Source organism: Pseudomonas marincola, assembly GCF_900682675.2.
GTDB lineage: Bacteria > Pseudomonadota > Gammaproteobacteria > Pseudomonadales > Pseudomonadaceae > Aquipseudomonas > Aquipseudomonas marincola.
Genome location: NZ_LR215729.2, coordinates 2207041 through 2229386, shown reverse-complemented (window position 1 = coordinate 2229386; position 22346 = coordinate 2207041). Strand labels below are relative to the sequence as shown.

Genomic DNA, 22346 nt, shown 5'->3' with positions numbered 1-22346 from the left:
AACCCACGCTTAATCCACCAAAAATACAGAGGACTTCATCACTAAAGCACGCGCGCTCTGACGTTCGGGCAATAACAAGGACAACAATAATGAAGACTCAAGTCGCCATTATCGGCGCTGGCCCTTCGGGTCTGCTGCTCGGCCAACTGCTCACTAAAGCGGGCATTGATAACATCATCATCGAACGTCAAACCCCGGATTATGTACTTGGCCGCATCCGCGCCGGCGTGCTTGAACAAGGCATGGTCGACTTGCTGCGCGAAGCCGGGGTCAGTGAACGCATGGACCGCGAAGGTCTGGTGCACGACGGTTTTGAACTGGCCTTCGACGGACGCCGTGAACGTATCGACCTGAAGCAACTAACCGGCGGCAAAACGGTGATGATCTACGGCCAGACCGAAGTGACCCGCGACCTGATGGCCGCCCGCGAGGCCAGCGGCGGCAAAACCTTTTACGGGGTCACCGACGCTCAGTTGCATGACCTCAAGGGTGAAAGCCCTCACGTCACCTTTACCTACAACAATGAACCCGTGCGCCTGAACTGCGAGTACATTGCCGGCTGCGACGGTTTCCACGGCGTCTCTCGCCAGTCGATTCCCGAGGGTGTACTTAAAGAATTCGAGCGCGTTTACCCGTTCGGCTGGCTGGGCATTCTGGCCGACACGCCGCCGGTTAATGAAGAACTGATTTACGCCAACCACCCTCGCGGATTTGCCCTGTGCAGCATGCGCTCCCCCACTCGCACCCGTTACTACGTGCAGGTGGCCAGCGATGAAAAAGTTGAGGACTGGTCGGATCAACGCTTCTGGGATGAGTTGAAGTGCCGCCTGCCAGCGGACACGGCCGAAAAGCTGATCACCGGGCCGTCTATTGAAAAAAGCATCGCGCCGCTGCGCAGTTTCGTGGTTGAACCCATGCAATACGGCAACCTGTTTCTGGTCGGCGACGCAGCGCATATCGTTCCGCCAACCGGAGCTAAAGGCCTCAACCTCGCCGCCAGCGATGTCAGCACGCTATACAACATCCTGGTCAAGGTGTACCGCGAAGGCCGCACCGAGCTGCTGGAGAATTACTCGCAGGTGTGCCTGAAGCGCATCTGGAAAGCCGAGCGTTTTTCCTGGTGGATGACCTCAATGCTGCACAAATTCCCCGACACCGATAACTTCAGCCAACGCATGCAGCAGACCGAGCTGGATTACTTCGTCGGCTCCGAGGCCGGGCGCAGAACGATTGCCGAGAACTACGTTGGTTTGCCCTACGAGCCAATCGAATAAGCCCCCTGCACACTCAAACAGTCGCGTGCCTGCTGCCAATTGTGGGCGCTGATCGCACCTGATCGGCCTGCGCAATTGCCACAACGGCAGGCATGCTTCAGGATTCCACGCGGTGGAATTCAGGCTGTCAGCAATCCGCCACAAGCGGGTTGCTGCCTTTATCAAGTTGCGCCCGTCAAACGCACGGGACTATCCGCCTCGTTGCTGATGACCCCGACCCTGGGCAATTCCAGGGTCGGCACCGCGCTTAGCAGCAAACCTTCGACGTTACTTATGGTCAGTTGTTGCAGCGGGCTCTGCGCCCGTGAAGACTGCGCCCATCCTTATAAAGAAACCCATGCATGAATGACCTAGCCACTGCCGCGCCGCTGTCCCCTGCTCAATTACGCCATATTCTGATGGGCCTGATGCTCGGCGTCTTTCTCGCAGCGCTCGATCAAACAGTCGTTGCTGTCGCCCTGCCCACCATCTCGCAGCAATTGCCAGGCAGTGGCCTGCTTGCATGGATCATGTCGGGCTATATGCTCGCGTTGACGGTGACCACACCCATCCTCGGCAAGCTCAGTGACCTGTTTGGCCGCAGACGTTTGCTGATGCTTTCCATCGGGCTTTTTGTTTTGGCCTCTGTACTGTGCGGGCTCGCACAAAGCATGCAGCAACTGGTCGGCGCGCGCGTGCTGCAAGGCATTGGCGCAGGCGGGATGATGGCGATTATTCAGGCGCTGGTCGGGGATCTGATTGCACCGGCAGAACGCGGCCGTTATCAGGCATGGTTCAGCGGCATGTTCGCGCTTGCAAGCCTGCTTGGCCCCTCTCTGGGCGGCTTTCTCAGCAGCCAGTTGTCGTGGCGCTGGGTGTTCTGGATCAACCTGCCGCTGGGCGCTATTGCGATGTGGCTGTGCTGGAACCGACTCGCCGGCCTGGTCGAAATTCGTCGTCGGGCGCGCATCGACTACTTCGGCTGTGCACTGCTGATTATCGGCTTGAGCAGCCTGCTATTGCTGATTACCGAATTGGGCGAACAGCCCGTTCAAGTAGGGCCTTCATTGGCTGTTACAGCACTGCTTGCACTGGTTGGCCTGAGTGTTTTCATCTGGCATCAGCGGCGCACAACTGATCCGTTGATTCCACCACTGTTGCTGCGCATTGCCGCGATTCGCAGCGGTTGGTCACTGCTGTTTTTCGCTAACTTTCAGGCAATTGGCCTGGCCGTAGTTGTGCCGTTGCAACTGCAAGGCGTGGGCGGCATGGGCGAAAGCGCCAGCCAGTTAATGGCACTGGCGTTTGGTGCCCCAATCGGCGCCTACATCGGCGGTCGTTTAAGCGCCCACCTGGCCCGTTACAAGCCTCCGATCATCAGCGGCGCGCTGTTAGTGCCAGTGGCCCTGACATTGCTCGCGTTCGTCGATCCAGGCTCATTTTTTCTGCGCCTGCCGGTGTTGCTGCTGTGCGGTATTTCACTTGGCCTGCAATTCCCAACTTCACTGGTTGCTGTGCAAAACGCAGCACCGAAAACCCATCTTGGCGTGGCGACCGGTGTGTGCGGCCTGTTTCGAGGGTTTGGCGGTGCGGTGGGCGCGGCGCTGTTGTCGAGCCTGCTCTGGCATCTGCTGCCGAGCCTGGCGCTTGGTCAAGCAGCCTTCAATGCAGATGACTCCGGGACAGTTGGACTGGCCTTCCGGCATCTGTTATTGATTGATGCCGCGATTGCCCTCATCCCGCTGGTAATCGCCCTGCGCATGGAAGATCGGCCTTTAAGCCTGCACCAAAGCAAACCGGCAGAAAGCCAAGCCACTTGAGCAAGAAATAGTGTGGTTGGCGACTGTTGCAAGCAACAATATTGCAAAACCGGAGGATGCTTAACCCATCAGGTTAACCGTCATGGGGCCAGCGCAATCAGCACATAATTTGGCCATGGTTAAACGCAGAAGCCCACGAAACCATCGGACTATTGCTGCATTGTCCGATGCTTTCGCAGGCTCCGACGGTTTGTTTTCTATCCGAAATATTCCGACTTCAGATGACCGCTAATCACGAGGTTTGCGGTAATAACCCACAGCCACCAGATAGTTGCCGACCTTGCGAATCAAGGCATGCTTGTCCTCGACTTTACCGGTCACCGGGTTCTTCCAGCTGTAGTCGTAGCCGCCGCGATCCGCTGTTTCCATGAGTTTGAGAATGGGCACGCCAACCGGCTTTCCTTGCGGGTCCTCAACAGTTGCGAAATCGACGCCAATCAGGCGTTTGTTGTAACCATGGGCAAGATAGCGATGATTGCTCTGATCGACGACAAAGGCGTAGAGATCATCCTCATGAAATTGCGGCGAGAGATCATTGATCGCCCGTAGCGTTGCCTCTGGATCTTTCTCGACAGCCGTCGCCACGCGGTCCAGAAATTTCTCGGCCTGCTCCGGCGTGGCGCGCGGCAGATACAGGCCAACAGCAATGACCCTGTCACCTTCACGCTGGAAGTAGACCTTCTTGCGCTCAACCCGCCCGTCACGTGCGTTCATCCAGCGGTACTCGGCGCTATGAATCTGGCCAACGTTCGAACCTGCCAGTGCCTGCGATAATGCATCACGCAACTCAGGCTCCAGCGTGTTGAGTACGTTGCGGCCGATCAGCACAGCAGAGGTGCCGCCACTGGCAAGCATGGTGCCGTCGTCATCAATGACAAACACATAGTGCTCACCATCAATGAATTCGCCCTGACGACTAAACGCTGCAAACGCCGCATCGCCCTGCATCCGGTAATACTCGACAGCATTACTCAACAGGTTTTTGGCAGCGGTTTCCTGCTGTTCGGTTTGCGCGCTGGCGCCTGCGGCACCCAACACGCCCAAGGTCAGTAATAAAGCGCAACTGATCCGGTTAATGATGTGCATGATGTCACTCCTGTAAGCGGCAACAGATTGTCCTGTCGCCGCGTATAACTGGTGCGCGCGCAAGCCCGCAGCACGTTAGTCAGCTTTGGCCTGTGCAGCGGGTGGGAATACAACGCCAACCTGCTTGGTGTAAGCCCCCCAGGCCTGTTGCATACGCTTGACCTGCTCTGGCTGAGCGGCGGCAAGATCATTGGTTTCGCCACGGTCTTTGGAGAGATCATAGAGCGTCCATTTCGGCGGCTGCGGTGCGTCGCCAAAACCTGCCCGAGGGCGCATCCCGAGCAGTTTCATATTGCCTTCACGGTAGTAGGCGTTGCCGAACAACTCCCCGGCCAGCACAGGCTGTTGAGCTTGCTCTTGCTTGCCAGAAAGCATCGCCAGCATCGACTTGCCGGTAATGGCGTGCTTGTCAGCATCAGCCGCAGGCAGTGGCAGGCCTGCAACCGCCAAGAAGGTAGGCAGTAGATCATCTACCCGCGCGACTTCGCTCAACCGGCCCTGACGCGCCATGGCTTTGGGCATTTTGACGATGGCCGGAACACTGATTCCGCCCTCGGCCGTGGTGCTTTTGAACAGGTGGAATGGCGCGGCACTGACCTCAGCCCAGCGCACGCCGTAATCGACTTCCGAATTGATTCGGCCGAGGTTCGCCAGGCTGTTATCGGTGTGCTTGCCGTTTGGATACCACTGGCTGTGGTTTTCGCCTGCGGCGCCGTTATCCGACATGAACACGATGAGGGTGTTGTCGTACTGGCCGCTTTCACGCAGGTAGTCCAGCAACCGGCCGATGTTATGGTCGAGGTTATCGACCATCGCCGCGTAGATTTCCATCTTGCGCGCCTCGGCTTGCTGTTGCTCAGGCGTCAGTTGCTCCCAACCAGGCAGGTGCGGATTGGCCGGAATTGGTCTGGCGGCAGTAAAATCAGCTGGCAGCAAGCCGAGCTTTTTCATCTGCTCAATACGTGCCGTGCGCACGCTGTCATAGCCTTTGTCGTAACGCCCCTTGTACTTGTCCAGATAAGCATCCGGGGCTTGTAACGGCCAATGTGGCGCCGTGTAGGCTGCGTAGGCGAAGAACGGTTTGCCGTCCTTGCGGGTGTTCTTCATGTAGCTGATCAGTTTGTCGGTGTAGAAGTCCGTCGAGTAAAAATCATCCGGCACCTCGACCGCTTTGCCGTTCTCAACGTAATGCACCTGCTCGATCTTGCTTGGCTCATCAGCGCGCGGTTTGAAGTGCGATGCGCCGCCTTCAAGCATGCTGAAGGACTGCTGAAAACCACGCGCAGCCGGCCCCTGCTCAGGCGTCAGGCCCAAGTGCCACTTGCCCACCATCATGGTGTCGTAACCGCCGTTTTGCAGCAGTTGCGGCATCGAGTAAACCTGTTGATTGAGATAACCCTCATAGCCCGGATGGCCTTTTTGGAAAGGCATCAAAGCTTCAGCCATCGTGCCCAGCCCGGCCAGATGGTGATCGGTGCCAGACATCAGCATCGAGCGGGTTGGCGAGCAGGTCGGCGCGGCGTACATGCTGGTCAATTGCAGGTTGGCCTTGGCCAGCGTATCGAGTTGCGGTGTGTTGATCTCACCACCAAAAGCACCCAGATCGGAATAGCCCAGATCATCGGCGAGAATCAGCAGAATGTTCGGCTGGCTGCTGGTGGCGGCCGCTGCATTACTAGCAGCCAGGAGCCCAAACAGCAAGGCTTGGGTCAGACGGTTAATACGCATTACAACCTCTCTTGTTCTTGTAAAGCATTGGCGCGCCACGCAGGCGCAGCTCAATCCTCGAAAATAGCGACAGCGCGCACGAAGCCGGCCGAAGCGTGTTTGATTTTATAGGGGAAGCACGAAACCATAAATCCGTTGGCAGGCAACTGATCGAGGTTGGCGAGCTTTTCCATCTGCCCGTAACCAATGTCGCGGCCAGCCTTGTGGCCTTCCCAGATGATCGACGCGTCGCCGCTTTCAGCAAAGCGCTCGCGGGTGTACTTGAACGGTGCATCCCAGCTCCAGGCATCGGTTCCGACCACCCGCACACCGCGCTCCAGCAGATACAAAGTGGCTTCACGGCCAATACCAACGCCGGCATCGAGATAACCCGGCTGGCCAAATATTTCACCGGCTCGGGTGTTGATCAGAACGATGTCCAGCGGCTGCAAATCGTGGCCAATGCGCGCCAGTTCAGCTTCAATTTCGGCAGCCGTCACCACATGGCCGTCCGGCAGCGCGCGGAAATCGAGTTTCACACCCGGCTGCAAACACCAGTCCAGCGGCAACTCGTCGATACCGAACGCAGGTTTGCCGCCATCGGTGGTCGAGGCGTAATGCCACGGCGCATCCATGTGGGTGCCGCTGTGCGTAGTGATTTGCAGGCGTTCGGCGGCCCACGACTCATCACCCGGCAATTGATCCTTGGTCAGGCCCGGAAACATCGCCGCCATCTCTGGCCAGCCTTGCTGGTGGTCGGTGTATTCGATCTTTGGCAGCAACGGCGGCGGATCGGTGTACGGGTTGTTCTCAAGCGTGACCGAAAGGTCAACCAAACGACGGTTAGACGTTTTCATAAGCAGTAACTCCGGACTTCCTGGCCCCTGCGGATTCGCTTCGCGCAACGGCTTTTGGTTTGAGTGAATTGCGGATCAGTGCAGCGGCCGAGCCGTCATGGCGAAAGCCAAGGGCCCGCGCCTGCGGGGTTTTCATCGGCGGGTAATTGCCGAACAATTCTTCGAGTTGGGCATCGGCAGCAAAGCTGATCAGCTGCCGGCGCTCTTCGCCGTATGTGGCGGCCAGCGCATCAATAATCTGGGCAATGCTCAGGTGCAATACAGGCAGCTGCCAGACCCGCTCGCCGTCCAGATCGGAGCCGTCGAGTTGGGCCGCATGTATCAGGTTATCGACACAGCACTGCGCCGACATCCACCAACAACGCGCCTCTGGCGATACGGGGCAACAGTAGGGTTTACACTCAGCGAAGGCACTCAGCAGATCGCTCATGAATGCCGAGCGCAGGCCATTAGGTTGCTGCGGCCGCACAACAATGCCTGGCAGGCGCACTGCGCGGGCGTCAACATCGCCGCGCCGGGCAAGGTCGTTAATCGCCGTTTCGACCATCAGTTTGTGCGCGCCGTAAGACAATGCCGGACGCTTGGCCGCTGACTCATCCATACGTGTGGCAAAGTCCGGGCTGTAAACGGCAACGCTGCTGGCGTAAACCATCACCGGTGAACCCGAATGCTCGCGTAACTGATCGAGCAGCTCCAGGCTCGCCAACAGGTTGATCTGATAGCCAAGGGAATACTGCGCTTCGGCCGCGCCGCCTGGCAGACTGACCAGATGAAACACCACGTCGATGCCATCGGCCAGCGCACGGCGTAACAAGGCCGGGTCGGTAATGCTGCCAATGTGCCGGCGCAGGCGAGAGTCTTCCGGGAAACCGTTCAGTTCCTGATCCAACAGCAACAACGCCGCTATTTCACGACCGCGCAGTTGCCCTTGCGCCAACAGGCGCTCAACCAGTACACGACCGACAAAACCGTTTGCGCCCGTAACCATTACCCGCATGACCTGCTCCTTAGTCGGCAGCGACTACACGTTGGTCGATGCCGCCAAACAGCGATTGGCCATCGGCACCAATCACGTCCATCTGCACGCGATCACCAAACTGCATGAAACCGGTTTGCGGTTTGCCGTGTTCGATCATCTCGATCGCGCGACGCTCCGAGATGCACGCAGAACCTGCGCTGCGATCGGCATTGGAGACCGTGCCCGAACCGATGATCGTGCCGGCGGATAATTTGCGGGTGAACGCAGCGTGGGCGATCAATTCGGCGAAACTGAAGTTCATCTCACGCCCATTCGGATGCCCGAACCATTCACCGTTCCAGTTCACCTGCAACGGCAGATGCACGCGCTGGTCCTGCCAGGCATCACCGAGCTCATCCGGAGTAACGGCCACAGCGGCAAAACTTGAAGACGATTTGGCCTGGACAAAGCCGAAGCCGGTTTTCATTTCACGTGGTGCCAGCGCACGCAGGCTCATGTCGTTGATTTGCACGATCAGTTTGATATGCGCCGCTGCATCAGCTGCGCTGCAGCTCATCGGCACTGAATCGACGATCACCCCGTACTCGCCCTCAAAGTCGATACCAAGGCTTTCGCTGGGCAAAGGGATATCAGCACGTGAACCGAGAAAGTCGTCGCCTGCGCCCTGATACATCAGCGGTGTGATGTCTGCCCCCTCAATCGGGTCAAGGTGGAAGGCTTTCTGCATCAATTCGCCGTGATTAAGGAACGCCGAACCATCCAGCCATTGATACGTGCGTGGTAGCGGCGCCATCACCGCAGTTGGGTCGAAGGCTAAACTGCCATCAAACTGGCCTGCGTTGAGCTGGGTATACAGCGCCTGTAATTGCGGCTCGACACTGCGCCAGTTCTCGATGGCTGCGAGCATATTTACAGCGATATGGCTTACATCGAGGGCACGTTTCAGGTCACGTGAGACCACCAGCAAGCAGCCGTCGCGAGTGCCGTTATCAAGGGTTGCCAATTTCATGTGTGTGCTCCGAGTAATGCAGCCAGATGCGGCGCGTACTGGCCGTCCAGAAGAATGAAAACCATGCGCGACATGGCTTCTGTGCGATTGCTCCATGCGTGATTTGTGCCGCGCTGCACAACCACATCACCGCGTTTGAGGTGCACCTCTTCGCCGTCGAGTACCAGCCACACTTCACCTTCGGTGACGATGCCGTAGTCGAGAGTTTCGGTGCGATGCATCAGTTTGTGCTTCGAGTCCTTGGTGCCCGTGCCCGCATGGGCCTGGCCAATTTCCGCGAAGGTGGCAGCAGCCTCAGCATCACTGACGTTGTTCTGGACGCTGTCTGGTGGAATATCGACGACGCGGATTACGCTGCCCAGCAAACCGGGGCTCAACTGCAATGGTTTGTCAGTCGGGTCATCGCCGTTATCCAGCACTGCCGGGCTGCTCTGGCTGTTCCATACCTCATAAAACACCGTGCCGGGAACAGCCTTGAGGGGAAAGTTGTTCGGCGTCTCGCCGCTCATCGCGACCACTGCTTGGCCGCTGGCATCGTGGCCTGTGACCACGCGTTTAAAGCTAGGCAGTTTTTGCATCAATCAATCCTCGATCCGTTACCGTCGCCGACAGGGCTAGGGCAATGTCATGCCAACACGCACGCCTGCTCGAAAGACAAACGCGGGCCAGCCGGTCGCAACTTGCTGGAATCGCCATAGCCCAAGCTGCACAGGAAATTGCTCTTCCAGCGGCCATCCACGAAGAACGTGCTATCAACCAGGGCATTGTCGAAGCCAGACATCGGCCCGCAATCCAACCCCAGCGCACGCGCTGCGAGCATCAGGTAGGCGCCTTGCAAGCTGCCGTTGCGCAACGCCGCGATGTGCGCCAACTGAGGATTACCGCGATATGGCGCGGCGGCGTCGTAGATCGGGAACAGCTTAGGCAGGAACTCGAAGAACTGGCTGTCGAAGGCCACAATTGCTGTAACAGGCGCTTGCAGCATCTTCTCGCCGTTGTGGCCTTTCAGTGCCGGTAACAACTGCTGTTTAGCTTCTTCGCTGCGCACAAATACAAAGCGTGCCGGGCTGCAATTATTGCTGGTTGGCCCTTGCTTGAATGTGTTGTAAAGCGTGTGCAGTAACTCATCTGATACCGGCTTATCCAGCCAGGCATTGTGTGAGCGGGCCTCAACAAACAGTTGTGCTAAAACGTCACTGGATAATGCTTGATTCATCAAAAACACCTTATCAATCGAGTAGCGGATGCCCGTATTTGCGGGTGCAAATGCTCAGTGCTGAGCCAGATTTTCAACACTCATCGCGGGGGCTTTACTGGCCGTCAGTCGCGGCAGAAACAGGCACAGCAATGCGATCAGCAACTGCGCCACAGCGATCACAGCCAGTGCGGTCGGCAGTGTGTTGTTGACCCCGCTGGTGATGGCAAGCACTGCCAGCGGGCTGACAAACTCACCTGCAAACAAGGCGGCAGTGAACATGCCTGCCGCACGGCCGCGCTGGAAGAAGTCGACGTGCGACATAATCCAGGTGATCAGGGTCGGCAGCATCAGACCAATACCCAGGCCATTGATCAGCACGGCCACCACAACCATGGCGTGGCTGGTGGACAGCGCCATGAGCAGACCGCCGAGCCCTGCCAGCGCAAAAGCCAGCAGCAGCTGGCGATGGCTGGCCAAACCGCTGAGCACACGGAAACTCAGTGCCCCTGCCAGTACGCCGAGTTGATTGGCACCCATGGTCATGCCGATTTGCTTGGGCGCATCGACATGCAGCAGGTTAAGCAGATAACCCGCCTGCACCGGAACAATGAACAGGCTCAACCCGGCCAGAAAAGTCAGCACATATAAAGGTGCCAACGTGCCCCACGGGAATGCTTGCTGTGCGGACTTCTCCAGCAGCGCCCCGGCGCCTTGCGCAACCGGCTCCCACAGCAATTTGGCCATCAAGGGTAGAAACACCAAACCCACCGCATACAGGGCAAACGGCGTACGCCAGCCGCTCTCACCCAGCGCACCACCCAGCCCCATGAAAATAGCCGCCGACAGCGAAGTGGCAACCATTTGCAAGGCGAACAGCCGCTCGCGCCGTGCCCCGTCGTAGTAATCGCCCATGAGCGTGGTGCAGCAGGTCATGATCGCGGCTTCTGCCAGGCCGATACCGGCGCGACTGATCACGATTGCCTCGAGCGACTCAAGCCACAAGGGCAACACGCCGCACACCGAATACAACAGCATTGCACCCAGCAGCAGGGATTTACGGCCCAGACGGTCGGCAATTACGCCGGCGAATGGGGCCAGTAAAGCGATGACCAACGCCGGTAATGTCAGGGCAATCGGCACCAGCACCTGAGCGCCCGGGGTTTCGGCAAAATGCGCCTGCATACGCGGCAACACCGGTGCCAATAACACCGCGCCCAACACCGGCAAACAGCTGCCCAACAGCAACAACAATGACTGCGGTAAACCCGCCTGACGCACGCTGCTCATTGGTTTTCCTCTTGCTGGCTGATGCCACACACAGCCGCGCCGTAAGCGGCCAAACCAAAAACCAACACGCTCCAGAAACCCTGGCTTAAGGCAATTGCTCGATTCATCTCAGGTTCACTCTTGTTATTGTTGGGTTGTTACACGCAATCAGGTCGGCGAGACGCTGCGCGCCAGTGGCGCAACATCGACCGTGGTCTGTGATTTAGTTGTGGGTTGGCCGTTTACCGACGGTTTATCAGCAGTGTTTGCGGCTTGCTCGCTGACCTTGCTCGGCAACAGGAAGTACGCCAGTGCCGGCAGCAGAATCAGTGCTCCCACCATGTTCCAGATGAACATGAAGGCCAGCAGCACGCCCATGTCGGCCTGGAACTTGATCGGCGAAAGAATCCACGTCGCCACACCAATCGCCAGCGTCACACCAGTGAGCATCACCACCTTGCCGGTCGACAGCAGCGCGTTGTAGTAAGACTCGGACAGGCTCTCACCTCGGCGCAGATGCGCGAGCATGATGCTCATGACATACAACGCGTAGTCCACGCCAATGCCCACACCGAGTGCGATCACTGGCAAGGTTGCGACCTTGACGCCGATATTCAGCCAGACCATCAGTGCTTCGCAGAGAATCGAGGTGAGCATCAGCGGGATCACCGCGCACACCGTGGCGCGCCACGAGCGGAAAGTGACCAGGCACAGCAGGATCACCGCGGCGTACACCCAGATCAGCATCTCACGGTTTGCCTGCTTGACCACGATATTGGTGGCCGCTTCGATGCCGGCACTGCCCGCGGCCAACATGAACTGCACTTCATCGGTGTTATTCGCCGCGGCAAAGGCTTCAACATGATCGACCAAGCGCGTCAGCGTCGCGGCTTTGTGGTCGGTCAGGTAGGCGTACAGCGTAAGCAAGCTGCAGTTTTCGTTGTACAGACCACGCGGCGCACTGGCGGTGATCATGTTGAGCATCGCTTGGTTGTTCTGCAGCTCGTACCACTTGGCGCTGCCCTCGCTGAAGCCCACCAGCATGCGCCGGTTGAGCAACGCCAGCGAGTTGGTCGAGTCGACACCCGGCAGGCTGCGCAGTTGCCAGTCGAGGTTATCGACCTTGTTGAGAATGTCGTAACGGGCGCACGCACCGGCCGGGGTTTTGACCATGACCGCGAACAGATCACTGCTTGCCCCGTACTTCTCGGTAAGGAAGGCATCGTCACGGTTGTAACGTGAATCCGGACGCAGTTCCGGCGCACCGGCATCGAGGTCACCGATGCTCAAATGCTCACTGACCATGAAACCGAATACCGCCAGCGCCAGGCTTGCTGCCACGCAGATGGACGCCCAGCGACGCTGGGTGAACAGGTCGAGGAAGCGCCAGAACGCATGACGCTGCTGGCCGGATTGCTCGGCTTGCTCGCTCTTCAGGCTTAGCTGCGCAGCACGCGGGCTCACGCCAACATACGAAAGCAGTACAGGCAGCAGGATCAGGTTGGTGAAGATCAGCACGGCCACACCGATACTGGCGATCAGCGCCAGATCCTGAATCACCTGAATCTTGATGATCATCAGCACCGCGAAGCCCACGGCATCACACAGCAGTGCAGTCAGACCCGCCAGGAACAACCGGCGGAAGGTGAAGCGCGCAGCGACCACCCGGTGCATGCCGCGACCGATGTCCTGCATGATGCCGTTCATTTTTTGTGCGCCGTGGCTCATGCCGATGGCGAACACCAGAAACGGCACGAGTACCGAGTACGGATCGAGTTGGTAGCCGAGAATCGGCAGCAAACCAAGCTGCCAGACCACCGCCACCAGCGAACAGAACACCACCAACAAGGTGCTGCGAACGCAGCGGGTGTACCAGTACAGCACCACCGTGGTGATCAGGATCGCGACGATGAAGAACAGCACAATTTGCTTGAGACCGGCGATCAGGTCGCCGACCTTCTTGGCGAAGCCGGTTATGTGAATATCGATCGAGTCGCTTGAATACTTTGCACGCAGCGCTTCGAGTTGCTCGGACAATACTGAGTAGTCGAGTGATTTGCCGTCCGGTGTTTTCGCCAGCAGTGGCACATAGATAATGCTTGAGCGCTGATCAAACGCGACCAGTTGGCCGATCTCGTTGGACTGCTGCACATTGCGCCGTAACTGGGCCAGGCTTTGCGCCTTGCCATCGTATTCATCGGGGATTACCGGGCCGCCATCCAGGCCCTCTTCCGTCACTGCGACCCAGCGGGTTGCCGGGGTCCAGAGCGACTTCATGTAAGCGCGGTCAACACCTGGCAGCAGGTAAATCTGATCGCTCAGTTGCTGCAAGGTTTTCAGGTAGTCAGCGTCGTAGATATCACCCTTTTTATTGGCGACAGCAATGCGCAGCGCATTGCCCAACCCACTCAACTCACGCTGGTGATCCAGATAGTTGGCAATATAGGGGTGCTGCGTCGGGATCATTTTCTCGAAGCTGGCATTGAGCTCCACGCGGGATGTCTGAAAACCCAGCACCACCGTGGTGATCAAACACACCAGCAGAACCCAGATGCGGTGGTTGAACAGCGCGCGCTCAAGAACCGAGCCAGAGCGTGGGTCGAAATCAGCCATGTCACTGGCGTTGAAACTGTTAGAGGACTTCATAACCTCACTCCGTCGCAGCTGTGGATGGCTGCGTCAGGCGCAACAATCCGGTGAACCCGGCAACAACCACACTGCCATCGGCAGCCTGGACCAAACTCGCAACTGGCTTACCCAGTGGCTTGCCAAACATTTGCAATGCAGCGCCCGCCTTGGCATCGCTGAGGAACAGCCCGCCGGCCTGATTGGCCAGCAAGGTGCGACCGTCTGCCAGTTGCGTGGAGTCGCTGAAAGAAACCGGCATTGGCACAGGCATCAGCTCAAAGGACTGGCCGCTGTCGTGAGAAATAAACGCGTGACCTTTCAGACCGGCCACGACCAGGGCGCCGTCATCCGTAACGTGCGCGGTGAAAAAGCTGCCCTCGTAAGGGCTTTCGAGTTGCACAAATGACTGGCCAGCATCGCTGGAACGGGCCACAAAGCCTTGCTCGCCCGCGAGGTACCAGTCATTACCGTGCTGGGCGATTGCATACAAATGCACCCCCATCGGATTGTCGACATGACCAACCAGCGACTGCCAGCTGGCACCGCCGTCGTTGGTTTGCAGCAACATGCCGTAAGCACCGGCGATCAGCCCATGCTTGGAATCAGTGAAGTGGATAGCCAGAAATGGCTTGTCCGGGCCGTCCGCAATCAAGCGTTCGGCGTTTTGAACGCGCAGATCGGCGTTATCGACTGCGGTTGAGTCCAGCGTTTGTTCATCGACGGCCGTAGCGTCGCTTGTATTCACCGCGGCGGCGGCCGTCACTGCGAGCAAGTCTTTGCGCGCGGCTTCAAGTTCAATATTGGCGGCGTCCAGGCCGCTGAGTTGCAATTTCCAGCTTTCGCCACCATCAACCGTCGCTAACACGACCCCGGCGTGACCGATTGCCCAGCCATGTTTGGCATCGGCAAACTGCACGGCTGTAAGGCTCACCGAAACAGGCACCGGTACTTGTTTCCAGCTCTGGCCATTGTCGTCAGAGACCAGCACCAGACCCCGCTCACCCACCGCAACCAAACGCGAGCCGGCACGTGCCAGATCAATCAGCACGGCTTTTGCCGGGGCAGCCACGTGCATGGCAGCGGTCGTCAACGGTGAACCGGCAGCTGGCATAGCCGCTTGGCAGACCAGGCTATTAGCACACAAAGCCAAGGCCACAATCAGGCCATTGGTGGGCGATTTTATTTTCATAATTGACCTCAAAAAACGCGTCTTGCAGTGGGGCCAGCAAAGGCTGGCCCCGAACATCAAGCAACTGCTTTACCGCACGCCCTGCCCGGCCATCGCGGCTGGCGAGAACTCGGATTTTCTGTAGCGATCAACCACGCCGTACTGCTCCGGCAACCCGGTGTAGACGTTCTGGATAAACCAGGCGCCGGAGGTCAGGTCGTAGAAACCCGAAGACAAGGTGGCGTGAGCCGGGATATCCGGCATAACCGCAGGCAGCGCCCACAGGGTTTTGGCCAGCTGGCCGTTAGCATCCCAGCGGTCACCCAACATGGCCTGCCAGGTGTCTTCGTCGAGGTAGTAGCGCCCTTTCGGCAACTGGTGACGTTTGCCCGGTGCCAGATCTGCTTCAACCACCCAAACGCGGTGCAGTTCCCAACGCACGTAATCCGGGTTCATGTGATGCTTGGCAAACAGGTCTTCGGGCTTGGCTGCGGTCTGCACCTTGTTGTCGTTATAAGGCACATACATCTCTTTCTTGCCGATCAACTTCCAGTTGAAGCGATCGATTCGGCCTTGGAACACCGACAATTCGTCGAAGCTCATCACCCCGGCGGTAGCAGGTGTAGGCGTGTCGCAGCAGGCGTTTGGTAGTTTGCGCACGCGGCGCTGGCCAGCCAGATAAACGTGAGCCTGCGACTTGTCACCGTTGAGGTTGGTACGCCCCATGATCTGCTCACCGGCGCGGATTGGCGGGCCGACGTTCAACAGGCGGAACAGCCAGTAATCACCTTCAAACTTCTCGGCAGACCCTTCCGGGTAGTAGTACGGCATTTCCTGAATGGCTTTACCGTCCGTGGTCATTACCTGAGTACCATCTGCGGTCATCAGGTAGTGACGGAAATGCATCGAAACCGAGGTGCCACGCCAGTTGAGGATGTGGTTCCAGATAGCCTCGGTTCCGTCTTTCGGGATCGGGAATGGCACGCCACCGTAAGCGCCCTGCGGAATTCGCCCAGCGCTGCTGTCAACCAGTGTCGCGTTAACGGCGTTCTTCGCGACGTTGTCATATACCCATTGCGGTGCTGCCGCAGTCCGGTGAGTCGGGTAGACATCGACGCGGTAGGTTTCTGGATACTTGGCAAACATCGCCTTAGTGCCATCGCTCAGCTTGTCGGCGTATTGCGCCATGTTCTGGGCGGTGATGCTGAACAACGGCTTTTCCGCTACGAACGGGTCAAGGCGCTTGCCACCTTGTTTGTAGGCCGGATCAACCTTGGTATAGCCACCATCCCAAGCGGGAATTGTGCCGTCGGCATTACCGGCTTTCTCTGCGCCCATCGGCGTCAAGTTCTTGCCCAGCTGGGCGGCTTCTTCAGCAGTGGCTGCAAAAGCTGGCGAGGCGCTGACGGCCAGGCTGGTCAGCACGGCAAAACACAAAGCCTTGAGTTTGAACTGGGTAGTCATTCTCACGTCCTCTTAGAAAGTGGTTTTAACGTTGAAGGCGACGTAGTCACGGTCTTTCAGCGACTGCTCGAAGTTGAAGTGCGTCTGCCCGTCGAGGTTGGTGTCTTCCGGTCCGTAGTAGTGGGTGTAACTAAGGCCGAAGGTCACGCGGTCGAGATAGGTCGCGGTGACGCCGATGTTCAAATCGCCGCCGCGATCAGGCCCAAACGAGCCGACCACCGCCGACTTGCCCATCGGGAAGTAGCTGATGCCCATCGGCACACTCAAATCGATGCCCGGATAGACCTGACGATACGTCGGGGTGAACACCAGCTTCATGCCAACGCCATCGTCAGTCGCTTTCGGTGAAAGCTGTTCGCGGTTGTCGGTCACGCTGAGCAAGCGGTTCCAGGCCAGTTCGCCGACCATTGCCGACTCTTCGGAGATAAACGAAGGACCAAACGTTGCGAGGAAGTTGAGGTTGACGTGCGCCGTGCGGCCGATTGCGTAGAGCGCGTCATCGTTGTTGTCTGCAGCTTGTCCTGGCGCGATGGTTACACCGTTGGATACCAGCGGCATGTTCCAGCGCATCGAGGCTTCACCCGCCCAGTTGAACTCGCCGGACGTTGTCGAAAAGCTGGCGCCCAGGGCTTGGATGTCTTCCGGGTATACCCAGTAGTATTCGCTGAGTTTGCCAGTCTGGAAATTGGCTGGGCCGGTGGGTTGCTTGAGGTACAGCTTCGGGGTTTTGTCGTGGTACTGAATCGCGTAGAAGCCGTAGTCCACGGTGTCTGCTGCATAGCGCAGCTGCACACCGCCCTGCCCTGAACTGCGCGCTTCTTTATCGTTGCCATGCCAAAACGCAACCTTCTGGCCATTAGGCAATACACCGCCAGTGAGCAGCCGCTCGTTACCTTCGCCAATGGTGTCACTCACCGAGAAGTAGCTACCCGAGCCCGGCAGACGGGTCTCTTCCCATTCCAACTGGTAGTAGGCGCCGAGCGATACATCGTCCGTCAACTGATAAGTTGTCGAGAGCTGATTAACCGGGCGAACGATTTCCTTGAACTGGGTGTTAGGCACCGATACCGCTTTCACAACGTCGATCGGAGCCATACCACCGGCAATGCCGTTAGCCCCGAAGAACAGGCTCTCACCCCAGACCAGGCCATGACGACCGGCGCGAACCGACATCGCGCGCTCGGCAAGCTCGCCATTCCAGTAGACGAATGCATCGAGAATCTCACCACTGCCGCCATGCAGGTGGCGGGTGTCATCGGTGAACTCGTCATACGCAACAGAGCGCTGGTTGGCCCGCAGGGGATCATCAGCGTCGGTGTCTTTCTGGTATTCGGTGTCGTACCAGGCAGCGCCGCTGATACGCGCACCGAAGTCGCCGAACGACATGTCCAGTTCAGACAACAGATCGAGACGATTGGAGATCAGGCCCTTGTCGAAGTTGCGATCACCGTCGTCCTGGTTCAGCGCAACAGGACCTTCAGTCAGGCGGCTGCTCTGATCCTTAACACGCCAGGCGGCGCTGTATTTGACGGTGTTGTCCCAGCGCAGGCCAAAATCCGGATTACCGGTATTGATCTGAAACGCCTGAGCAGCGGGCGCGCCAAGCACCAGCATTGCAGCAAGGGACAGGGTGAAGGGTGCGTAGCGAGACGCAGCGATGTTGCGATATGACATCGGTGTAGCCCTCTTTATTGTTTTTATGCGTTGGTTCTTACAGGTTCCCGACTTGAGCGGGGCAAGGCAGGCCCCTACCCAAGCCGGGTATGCACGGTAAAAGCGTTGTTTTGCGTTGGTTTAGATAGGCTCAGCCGTACGGGCAAGCATCTGTTTAACCAGGCCGATGCGATCGAACTCGCGGTCATGCGCAATTTCTTTATCGCCGGCCAGCACCGAGCTCTCTGCGATGTACTTGCAGCGCTCAAAACGGCGCGCCATGAACCGTTGCAGTTGCTGCTCGAGAGAACCGCCTGCAGTCAGTTCCTCGCTGAGAACCACTGCATCTTCGATGGCCATGCCTGCGCCCTGCCCCAGATGTGGCGTGGTGGCGTGAGCAGCATCACCGATCAGCAGAACGCGACCGCGATACCAGGGCTCATCGACAAACACCACTTCGAGCGGTTTGTAGACCACCTGTTCGCCGTCGGTGATCTGTTCACGCAGCTCGCCGATCAAACCTTCGAAGCCGCTCAGGCGCTTGCGCATTTCAGTCGCCAGCACGCTCTTGTCCATCCACGGGTTGTTCGGCTCATGCGAGGTCACGAACATGTACATCAGGTTATCGGCCAGCGGCACCAGACCGGCATTGCCTGCCGGGCCCATGTAGTTGGCCAGATGATCGATTTCTGCGGTGCGCGGGAAGTTGTAGCGCCAGACGGACTGGCCAGTGAAGCGCGGCTGGTATTTATCGCCAAACAACAGGCCGCGTACTTTCGAGAACAGGCCATCAGCGCCGACCACCAGGCTGTAACGACCCTGCGTGCCATCGGTGAATTGCACGTTTACGCCGTCAGCATCTTCATTAAGGGTTTCAACCGAAAGACCCAAACGCACCTGAGTGCCGAGTTCAATAGCGGTTTCGCTGAGCACCTTGTGCAGCGCAAGGCGTGAGATGCCCACGTTGGCCGGGTATTCCGGGCCGGCCAGACGCTGGCCGGGAATGCGCGCCAGTTGCTGGCCGGAGGTGGTGTTGATGGTGACGTCTTCGAATGCATAGGCAGCATCGAGATAACCATCGAGAACGCCCAGCTTGGCCATTTCGCGAACCACGTTGCTCTGCTGGATGATGCCAACACCGTAAACAGTCCACTCTGCTTTAAGCTCGACCAGATCGACTGCAACGCCTTTGCGGCGCAGGGCGATTGCGGCGCACAGACCGCCAATGCCACCGCCTACGATTAATACCTTGTTCTCTGCACTCATGATGTTCTCACTCTTGTTCTTATGATCCGGGTTGGACGCCAAGTGCTGACCTTCAGGCGTGGTCATCTGCGCGTACGTGCTCCACCCAAGCTTTGTGGATGAAGCATCGGGCCTTACCAGCAATTTGACTAATCGCATGTAAGGATGTGATGTATCGCAAAACGCGATACCTCAATCACGACTCGCAAAAACTCAACTGAGCGGTATCCAGCACCAGCCAACCCTCATCAATCTGGTATTCAAGGGCACTCAACTGCTCACCAAGACACGGCCCGTAAACACAGAGGCCGGACTCAGGAAGAAACTGGGCACCGTGGGCGTAACAGATAATTCGCTGGCCATCGGCGGACATGAAACGGTCCTTGCGATACTCCAGACGCACATCCAGATGCGGGCAGCTGTTGCGATAAAGCCGAACCTGGCCCTGATGCAATACCGCGAAAACGCTGTCGCGGCCCTGGCCCAGCGGATCGAATCCGCGGGCCTGGCCTTCAGCCAATTCACTCATCAGGCACAGGGCAACGAGCGCTGCACTCATCGCTCAATCAGCCCTGCTTCGGCGGTGGACCACCCGGCGCCCATTTCTCTTTCGAGGTAAACAGGAACAATTGCGAGTTGTCTGCCGAGAGCGGAGCCTGACGGGCGACCCACTCGTCATCGTGCTTGTCCATGTCGGCGTCGTACTCGATGTGGCAGCCCAACGGGCTGTTGAAGTACCAGAACCAGTTGGAGCCAAACAGGTGACGGCCAGGCCCCCAGAAACTGGTCCAGCCGCTTTGCTCGAAACGGCGTCCGGCGAGCAGTACTTCGGTGCCGCTGCCCATGTGGAAGGTGAAGTGCTCGCAGCCCTTCATGTGTGGCGGCGTCTGGATCATGAACAGGCAATGGTGATCGTCAGAGCCGGCTGGGCGCATGAACGGGCCGGCGCCGATGAAGGTGTCGGTAGTGCGGAAACCCAGACGCTCGGCGTAGAACGCCTCGGCCTTGGCTACATCCGGAACGAAATACACAACGTGCGACAGCGTGCGTGGAATCGCCGGCATATCGAGGGTGATGCCTGGCTGATTCAGCGGGCGCTGTGGCGCATGGCCTGGCGTGTTGGTCAGATCGGCAGGGGCTGCGAATGCTTTGCGCACGGTGACCTGAAAGCCAATCGCGAAACCCATGTCGTCGACACTGTGTACCGAACCATCGGCGCCACGGGTGACGTCGCGATCACGGCCCAGCTCATCAGCAATGGCTTCGAGGTCGGCCGCGTCAGCTACGCCATAGATTGTTTCGCGGATGGAAGGGGCCGGGCCAATTGCGGCCGGGAGCGAGGCGTCATCGGCTGCCCGAATAACGATTGCGGTGCCGTCCAGCGCTTCGAAACGACCGCCCTTCACGTCCGCACCCACTGGGGTTAAACCGTAATCACGCAAACAATCTGTACAGGCTTGAATGTCATCGACGCCAAAGACCAGGGCGTCAAGGCCAATAATGTTCATGGCATACCACTCCATTGAAATTATGATCCGCATCCGTGGCTCAGTCGCCAGCGCATACGGTGGTGGAGGCCGGGTAGATCCGACTGGTTGCAAAGATTGCGGGGGCTTAATGAAGTTGACTAATCGCATGTGAGGATGCGACCTATCGAAAAACGCGATACCTCACGCCGAACCGATCAGCGCTGGCTGCAGTGATGAATAATGAACACGGATTCACTTTCTTACTTGACGTACAACTGATTGCGCACGAAGGTATCGCAAAAATAAATACAACTCGCAGGACCCTGCCATGCGCTTCAATCACCTGGACTTAAATCTGCTGGTTGCCCTCGACGTTTTGCTTGAGGAGCAAAACATCACCCGTGCGGCCGAGCGCCTGCACATGACGCAGTCCGCAACCAGTGGGGTTCTCGGGCGTTTGCGCACATTTTTCGAAGACGACCTGCTGGTACAGGTCGGCCGCAAGATGCAGCCAACCCCCTACGCACTGGAACTGGCGAAACCGGTGCGCGAAGTGCTCATCACCATTCGTTCCTCAATCACCACCAAGCAGGTGTTCGACCCCGGCACCAGCAAACGCCACTTTCGCCTGGTGACGTCCGATTACCTGATCAGCGTGCTGTTTGCCCGCGTTATCCAGCATCTGCAAAAGGAAGCGCCCAACGTCACCTTCGAGATGCTCGGCCCAAGCGACAATTCCGGTGAATTGCTGATTCGCGGCGAGGTTGACCTGATGATCGTGCCCGAACGCTACATCATCGAAGGCCACCCTTCGCAATTGCTCTTCGAGGAAGACCACGTCTGCGTGGTGTGTAAAGACAACACCAAAATTGGCGACAGCCTGTCACTTGAGCAATACATGCAGATGGGCCATATCTCGGTGGGCTTTGGCCGTACGCGGCACATGAGTATCGAGGACTGGTTCATGAGCCAGTACGGTTTCAACCGGCGTATTGAAGTCATCACCAACGACTTCAATACCCTGCCGCAGCTGGTGGTCGGCACCGAACGCATTGCCACCATGCACAAACGGCTTGCCGAACTGTACGCGACCTACCTGCCACTGCGTATTCTGCCAACGCCGGTGCAAGTACCGATCATGCGCGAATACATGCTCTGGCACCGCAGCATGGATGGCGACCCGATGCACCGCTGGATACGCGAACGCATCAGCCAGTGCATCCATAATATCGAACAAAACAAGGCGGCTTGATGGCCAATCTGGCTGCGCGTGCTGGTATCTCACAGGCCAGCACGCGCCGTCAGATCAACGACCGGCTCGGGTATTAGCGAGGCGCCTGCCCGCATCATCAGCACACCGAGTTGTCATCCAATTAACGGTTAGCAAGTATCGGCATCTGCAATCCGCGGAATCTGGATCATCCACTTGCGCGATGAAACCAGCGCCAGTTAAACCTGAGGTCGCAAACTCGACACTGCTAGATTGCGCTGGCGGGTATCGCGAATGCCGATACCTCTCATCCTTACTCACGATTGGCCAAATA

General features: G+C 58.0%; 18 protein-coding genes. 3 read left to right on the top strand and 15 right to left on the bottom strand.

The genetic code is table 11. The features are described 5' to 3' along the window. Nucleotides 1-89 precede the first annotated feature (89 nt). Together pobA and PMYSY11_RS10435 are read left to right on the top strand one after the other, a co-directional pair. Nucleotides 90-1274, top strand: coding sequence for a 4-hydroxybenzoate 3-monooxygenase (gene pobA / locus PMYSY11_RS10440; RefSeq protein ID WP_150549126.1), 1185 nt, complete (start codon nucleotides 90-92; stop codon nucleotides 1272-1274). Nucleotides 1275-1615: 341 nt separating this feature from the next. After that, nucleotides 1616-3073 carry an MDR family MFS transporter gene (locus PMYSY11_RS10435; RefSeq protein ID WP_150549125.1) on the top strand — a complete coding sequence of 486 codons (1458 nt, stop codon included), beginning with the start codon at nucleotides 1616-1618 and terminating at the stop codon, nucleotides 3071-3073. A 228-nt stretch (nucleotides 3074-3301) separates the two neighbouring features. Here the strand turns inward: PMYSY11_RS10435 and PMYSY11_RS10430 are convergent, their stop codons facing one another. The 15 genes from PMYSY11_RS10430 to PMYSY11_RS10360 form a co-directional block, all read right to left on the bottom strand. Next, a complete protein-coding gene (locus PMYSY11_RS10430; protein ID WP_150549124.1) occupies nucleotides 3302-4159 on the bottom strand; it encodes a cache domain-containing protein in 858 nt (285 codons plus the stop codon). Between the two features lie 75 nt (nucleotides 4160-4234). Further along, nucleotides 4235-5887 (bottom strand): arylsulfatase, encoded by a 1653-nt coding sequence (locus tag PMYSY11_RS10425; protein ID WP_150549123.1) that lies wholly within the window; start codon nucleotides 5885-5887, stop codon nucleotides 4235-4237. A gap of 50 nt (nucleotides 5888-5937) precedes the next feature. Further along, on the bottom strand, nucleotides 5938-6723 hold the full coding sequence (locus tag PMYSY11_RS10420; protein WP_069899768.1) for a cyclase family protein: 786 nt from the start codon (nucleotides 6721-6723) through the stop codon (nucleotides 5938-5940). After that, the gene (locus PMYSY11_RS10415) at nucleotides 6710-7720 is read right to left on the bottom strand and encodes an NAD-dependent epimerase/dehydratase family protein (RefSeq protein ID WP_150549122.1); all 1011 of its coding nucleotides are present in this window, start codon (nucleotides 7718-7720) and stop codon (nucleotides 6710-6712) included. The genes PMYSY11_RS10420 and PMYSY11_RS10415 overlap by 14 nt, the downstream gene beginning before the upstream one ends. 10 nt (nucleotides 7721-7730) lie before the next feature. After that, a complete protein-coding gene (locus tag PMYSY11_RS10410) occupies nucleotides 7731-8711 on the bottom strand; it encodes a fumarylacetoacetate hydrolase family protein (RefSeq protein ID WP_150549121.1) in 981 nt (326 codons plus the stop codon). Further along, nucleotides 8708-9289: a cupin domain-containing protein gene (locus tag PMYSY11_RS10405; RefSeq protein WP_150549120.1), complete on the bottom strand. Its 582-nt coding sequence runs from the start codon at nucleotides 9287-9289 to the stop codon at nucleotides 8708-8710. The genes PMYSY11_RS10410 and PMYSY11_RS10405 overlap by 4 nt, the downstream gene beginning before the upstream one ends. A gap of 47 nt (nucleotides 9290-9336) precedes the next feature. Then, a complete protein-coding gene (locus PMYSY11_RS10400) occupies nucleotides 9337-9927 on the bottom strand; it encodes a malonic semialdehyde reductase (RefSeq protein WP_150549119.1) in 591 nt (196 codons plus the stop codon). Nucleotides 9928-9981: 54 nt separating this feature from the next. Beyond that, nucleotides 9982-11196: an MFS transporter gene (locus PMYSY11_RS10395; RefSeq protein ID WP_150549118.1), complete on the bottom strand. Its 1215-nt coding sequence runs from the start codon at nucleotides 11194-11196 to the stop codon at nucleotides 9982-9984. A 147-nt stretch (nucleotides 11197-11343) separates the two neighbouring features. Then, nucleotides 11344-13821 (bottom strand): efflux RND transporter permease subunit, encoded by a 2478-nt coding sequence (locus PMYSY11_RS10390; protein WP_150549117.1) that lies wholly within the window; start codon nucleotides 13819-13821, stop codon nucleotides 11344-11346. Between the two features lie 4 nt (nucleotides 13822-13825). After that, nucleotides 13826-14992, bottom strand: a complete 1167-nt coding sequence (locus PMYSY11_RS10385; protein ID WP_150549116.1) for a WD40/YVTN/BNR-like repeat-containing protein — start codon at nucleotides 14990-14992, stop codon at nucleotides 13826-13828. A gap of 69 nt (nucleotides 14993-15061) precedes the next feature. Further along, entirely contained in the window at nucleotides 15062-16435 is a 1374-nt protein-coding gene (locus PMYSY11_RS10380) for a DUF1329 domain-containing protein (protein ID WP_090511650.1), read from the bottom strand. A 12-nt stretch (nucleotides 16436-16447) separates the two neighbouring features. After that, nucleotides 16448-18109, bottom strand: a complete 1662-nt coding sequence (locus PMYSY11_RS10375; RefSeq protein WP_150549115.1) for a DUF1302 domain-containing protein — start codon at nucleotides 18107-18109, stop codon at nucleotides 16448-16450. A gap of 120 nt (nucleotides 18110-18229) precedes the next feature. After that, nucleotides 18230-19354 (bottom strand): FAD-dependent oxidoreductase, encoded by a 1125-nt coding sequence (locus PMYSY11_RS10370; protein ID WP_150549701.1) that lies wholly within the window; start codon nucleotides 19352-19354, stop codon nucleotides 18230-18232. Nucleotides 19355-19529: 175 nt separating this feature from the next. Next, the gene (locus tag PMYSY11_RS10365; RefSeq protein ID WP_150549114.1) at nucleotides 19530-19892 is read right to left on the bottom strand and encodes a Rieske (2Fe-2S) protein; all 363 of its coding nucleotides are present in this window, start codon (nucleotides 19890-19892) and stop codon (nucleotides 19530-19532) included. A 7-nt stretch (nucleotides 19893-19899) separates the two neighbouring features. After that, nucleotides 19900-20841, bottom strand: a complete 942-nt coding sequence (locus PMYSY11_RS10360) for a VOC family protein (protein ID WP_150549113.1) — start codon at nucleotides 20839-20841, stop codon at nucleotides 19900-19902. A gap of 289 nt (nucleotides 20842-21130) precedes the next feature. Here PMYSY11_RS10360 and PMYSY11_RS10355 point away from each other — a divergent pair, with 289 nt between their 5' ends. Next, nucleotides 21131-22054 (top strand): LysR family transcriptional regulator, encoded by a 924-nt coding sequence (locus PMYSY11_RS10355; RefSeq protein WP_150549112.1) that lies wholly within the window; start codon nucleotides 21131-21133, stop codon nucleotides 22052-22054. Nucleotides 22055-22346: the final 292 nt, after the last annotated feature.

Excerpts from the sequence above, each read along its gene's own strand:
- pobA (WP_150549126.1), top strand. The coding sequence starts at position 90 with ATGAAGACTCAAGTCGCCATTATCGGCGCTGGCCCTTCGGGTCTGCTG.
- PMYSY11_RS10435 (WP_150549125.1), top strand. The coding sequence starts at position 1,616 with ATGAATGACCTAGCCACTGCCGCGCCGCTGTCCCCTGCTCAATTACGC.
- PMYSY11_RS10430 (WP_150549124.1), bottom strand. The coding sequence starts at position 4,159 with ATGCACATCATTAACCGGATCAGTTGCGCTTTATTACTGACCTTGGGC.
- PMYSY11_RS10425 (WP_150549123.1), bottom strand. The coding sequence starts at position 5,887 with ATGCGTATTAACCGTCTGACCCAAGCCTTGCTGTTTGGGCTCCTGGCT.
- PMYSY11_RS10420 (WP_069899768.1), bottom strand. The coding sequence starts at position 6,723 with ATGAAAACGTCTAACCGTCGTTTGGTTGACCTTTCGGTCACGCTTGAG.
- PMYSY11_RS10415 (WP_150549122.1), bottom strand. The coding sequence starts at position 7,720 with ATGCGGGTAATGGTTACGGGCGCAAACGGTTTTGTCGGTCGTGTACTG.
- PMYSY11_RS10410 (WP_150549121.1), bottom strand. The coding sequence starts at position 8,711 with ATGAAATTGGCAACCCTTGATAACGGCACTCGCGACGGCTGCTTGCTG.
- PMYSY11_RS10405 (WP_150549120.1), bottom strand. The coding sequence starts at position 9,289 with ATGCAAAAACTGCCTAGCTTTAAACGCGTGGTCACAGGCCACGATGCC.
- PMYSY11_RS10400 (WP_150549119.1), bottom strand. The coding sequence starts at position 9,927 with ATGAATCAAGCATTATCCAGTGACGTTTTAGCACAACTGTTTGTTGAG.
- PMYSY11_RS10395 (WP_150549118.1), bottom strand. The coding sequence starts at position 11,196 with ATGAGCAGCGTGCGTCAGGCGGGTTTACCGCAGTCATTGTTGTTGCTG.
- PMYSY11_RS10390 (WP_150549117.1), bottom strand. The coding sequence starts at position 13,821 with ATGAAGTCCTCTAACAGTTTCAACGCCAGTGACATGGCTGATTTCGAC.
- PMYSY11_RS10385 (WP_150549116.1), bottom strand. The coding sequence starts at position 14,992 with ATGAAAATAAAATCGCCCACCAATGGCCTGATTGTGGCCTTGGCTTTG.
- PMYSY11_RS10380 (WP_090511650.1), bottom strand. The coding sequence starts at position 16,435 with ATGACTACCCAGTTCAAACTCAAGGCTTTGTGTTTTGCCGTGCTGACC.
- PMYSY11_RS10375 (WP_150549115.1), bottom strand. The coding sequence starts at position 18,109 with ATGTCATATCGCAACATCGCTGCGTCTCGCTACGCACCCTTCACCCTG.
- PMYSY11_RS10370 (WP_150549701.1), bottom strand. The coding sequence starts at position 19,354 with ATGAGTGCAGAGAACAAGGTATTAATCGTAGGCGGTGGCATTGGCGGT.
- PMYSY11_RS10365 (WP_150549114.1), bottom strand. The coding sequence starts at position 19,892 with ATGAGTGCAGCGCTCGTTGCCCTGTGCCTGATGAGTGAATTGGCTGAA.
- PMYSY11_RS10360 (WP_150549113.1), bottom strand. The coding sequence starts at position 20,841 with ATGAACATTATTGGCCTTGACGCCCTGGTCTTTGGCGTCGATGACATT.
- PMYSY11_RS10355 (WP_150549112.1), top strand. The coding sequence starts at position 21,131 with ATGCGCTTCAATCACCTGGACTTAAATCTGCTGGTTGCCCTCGACGTT.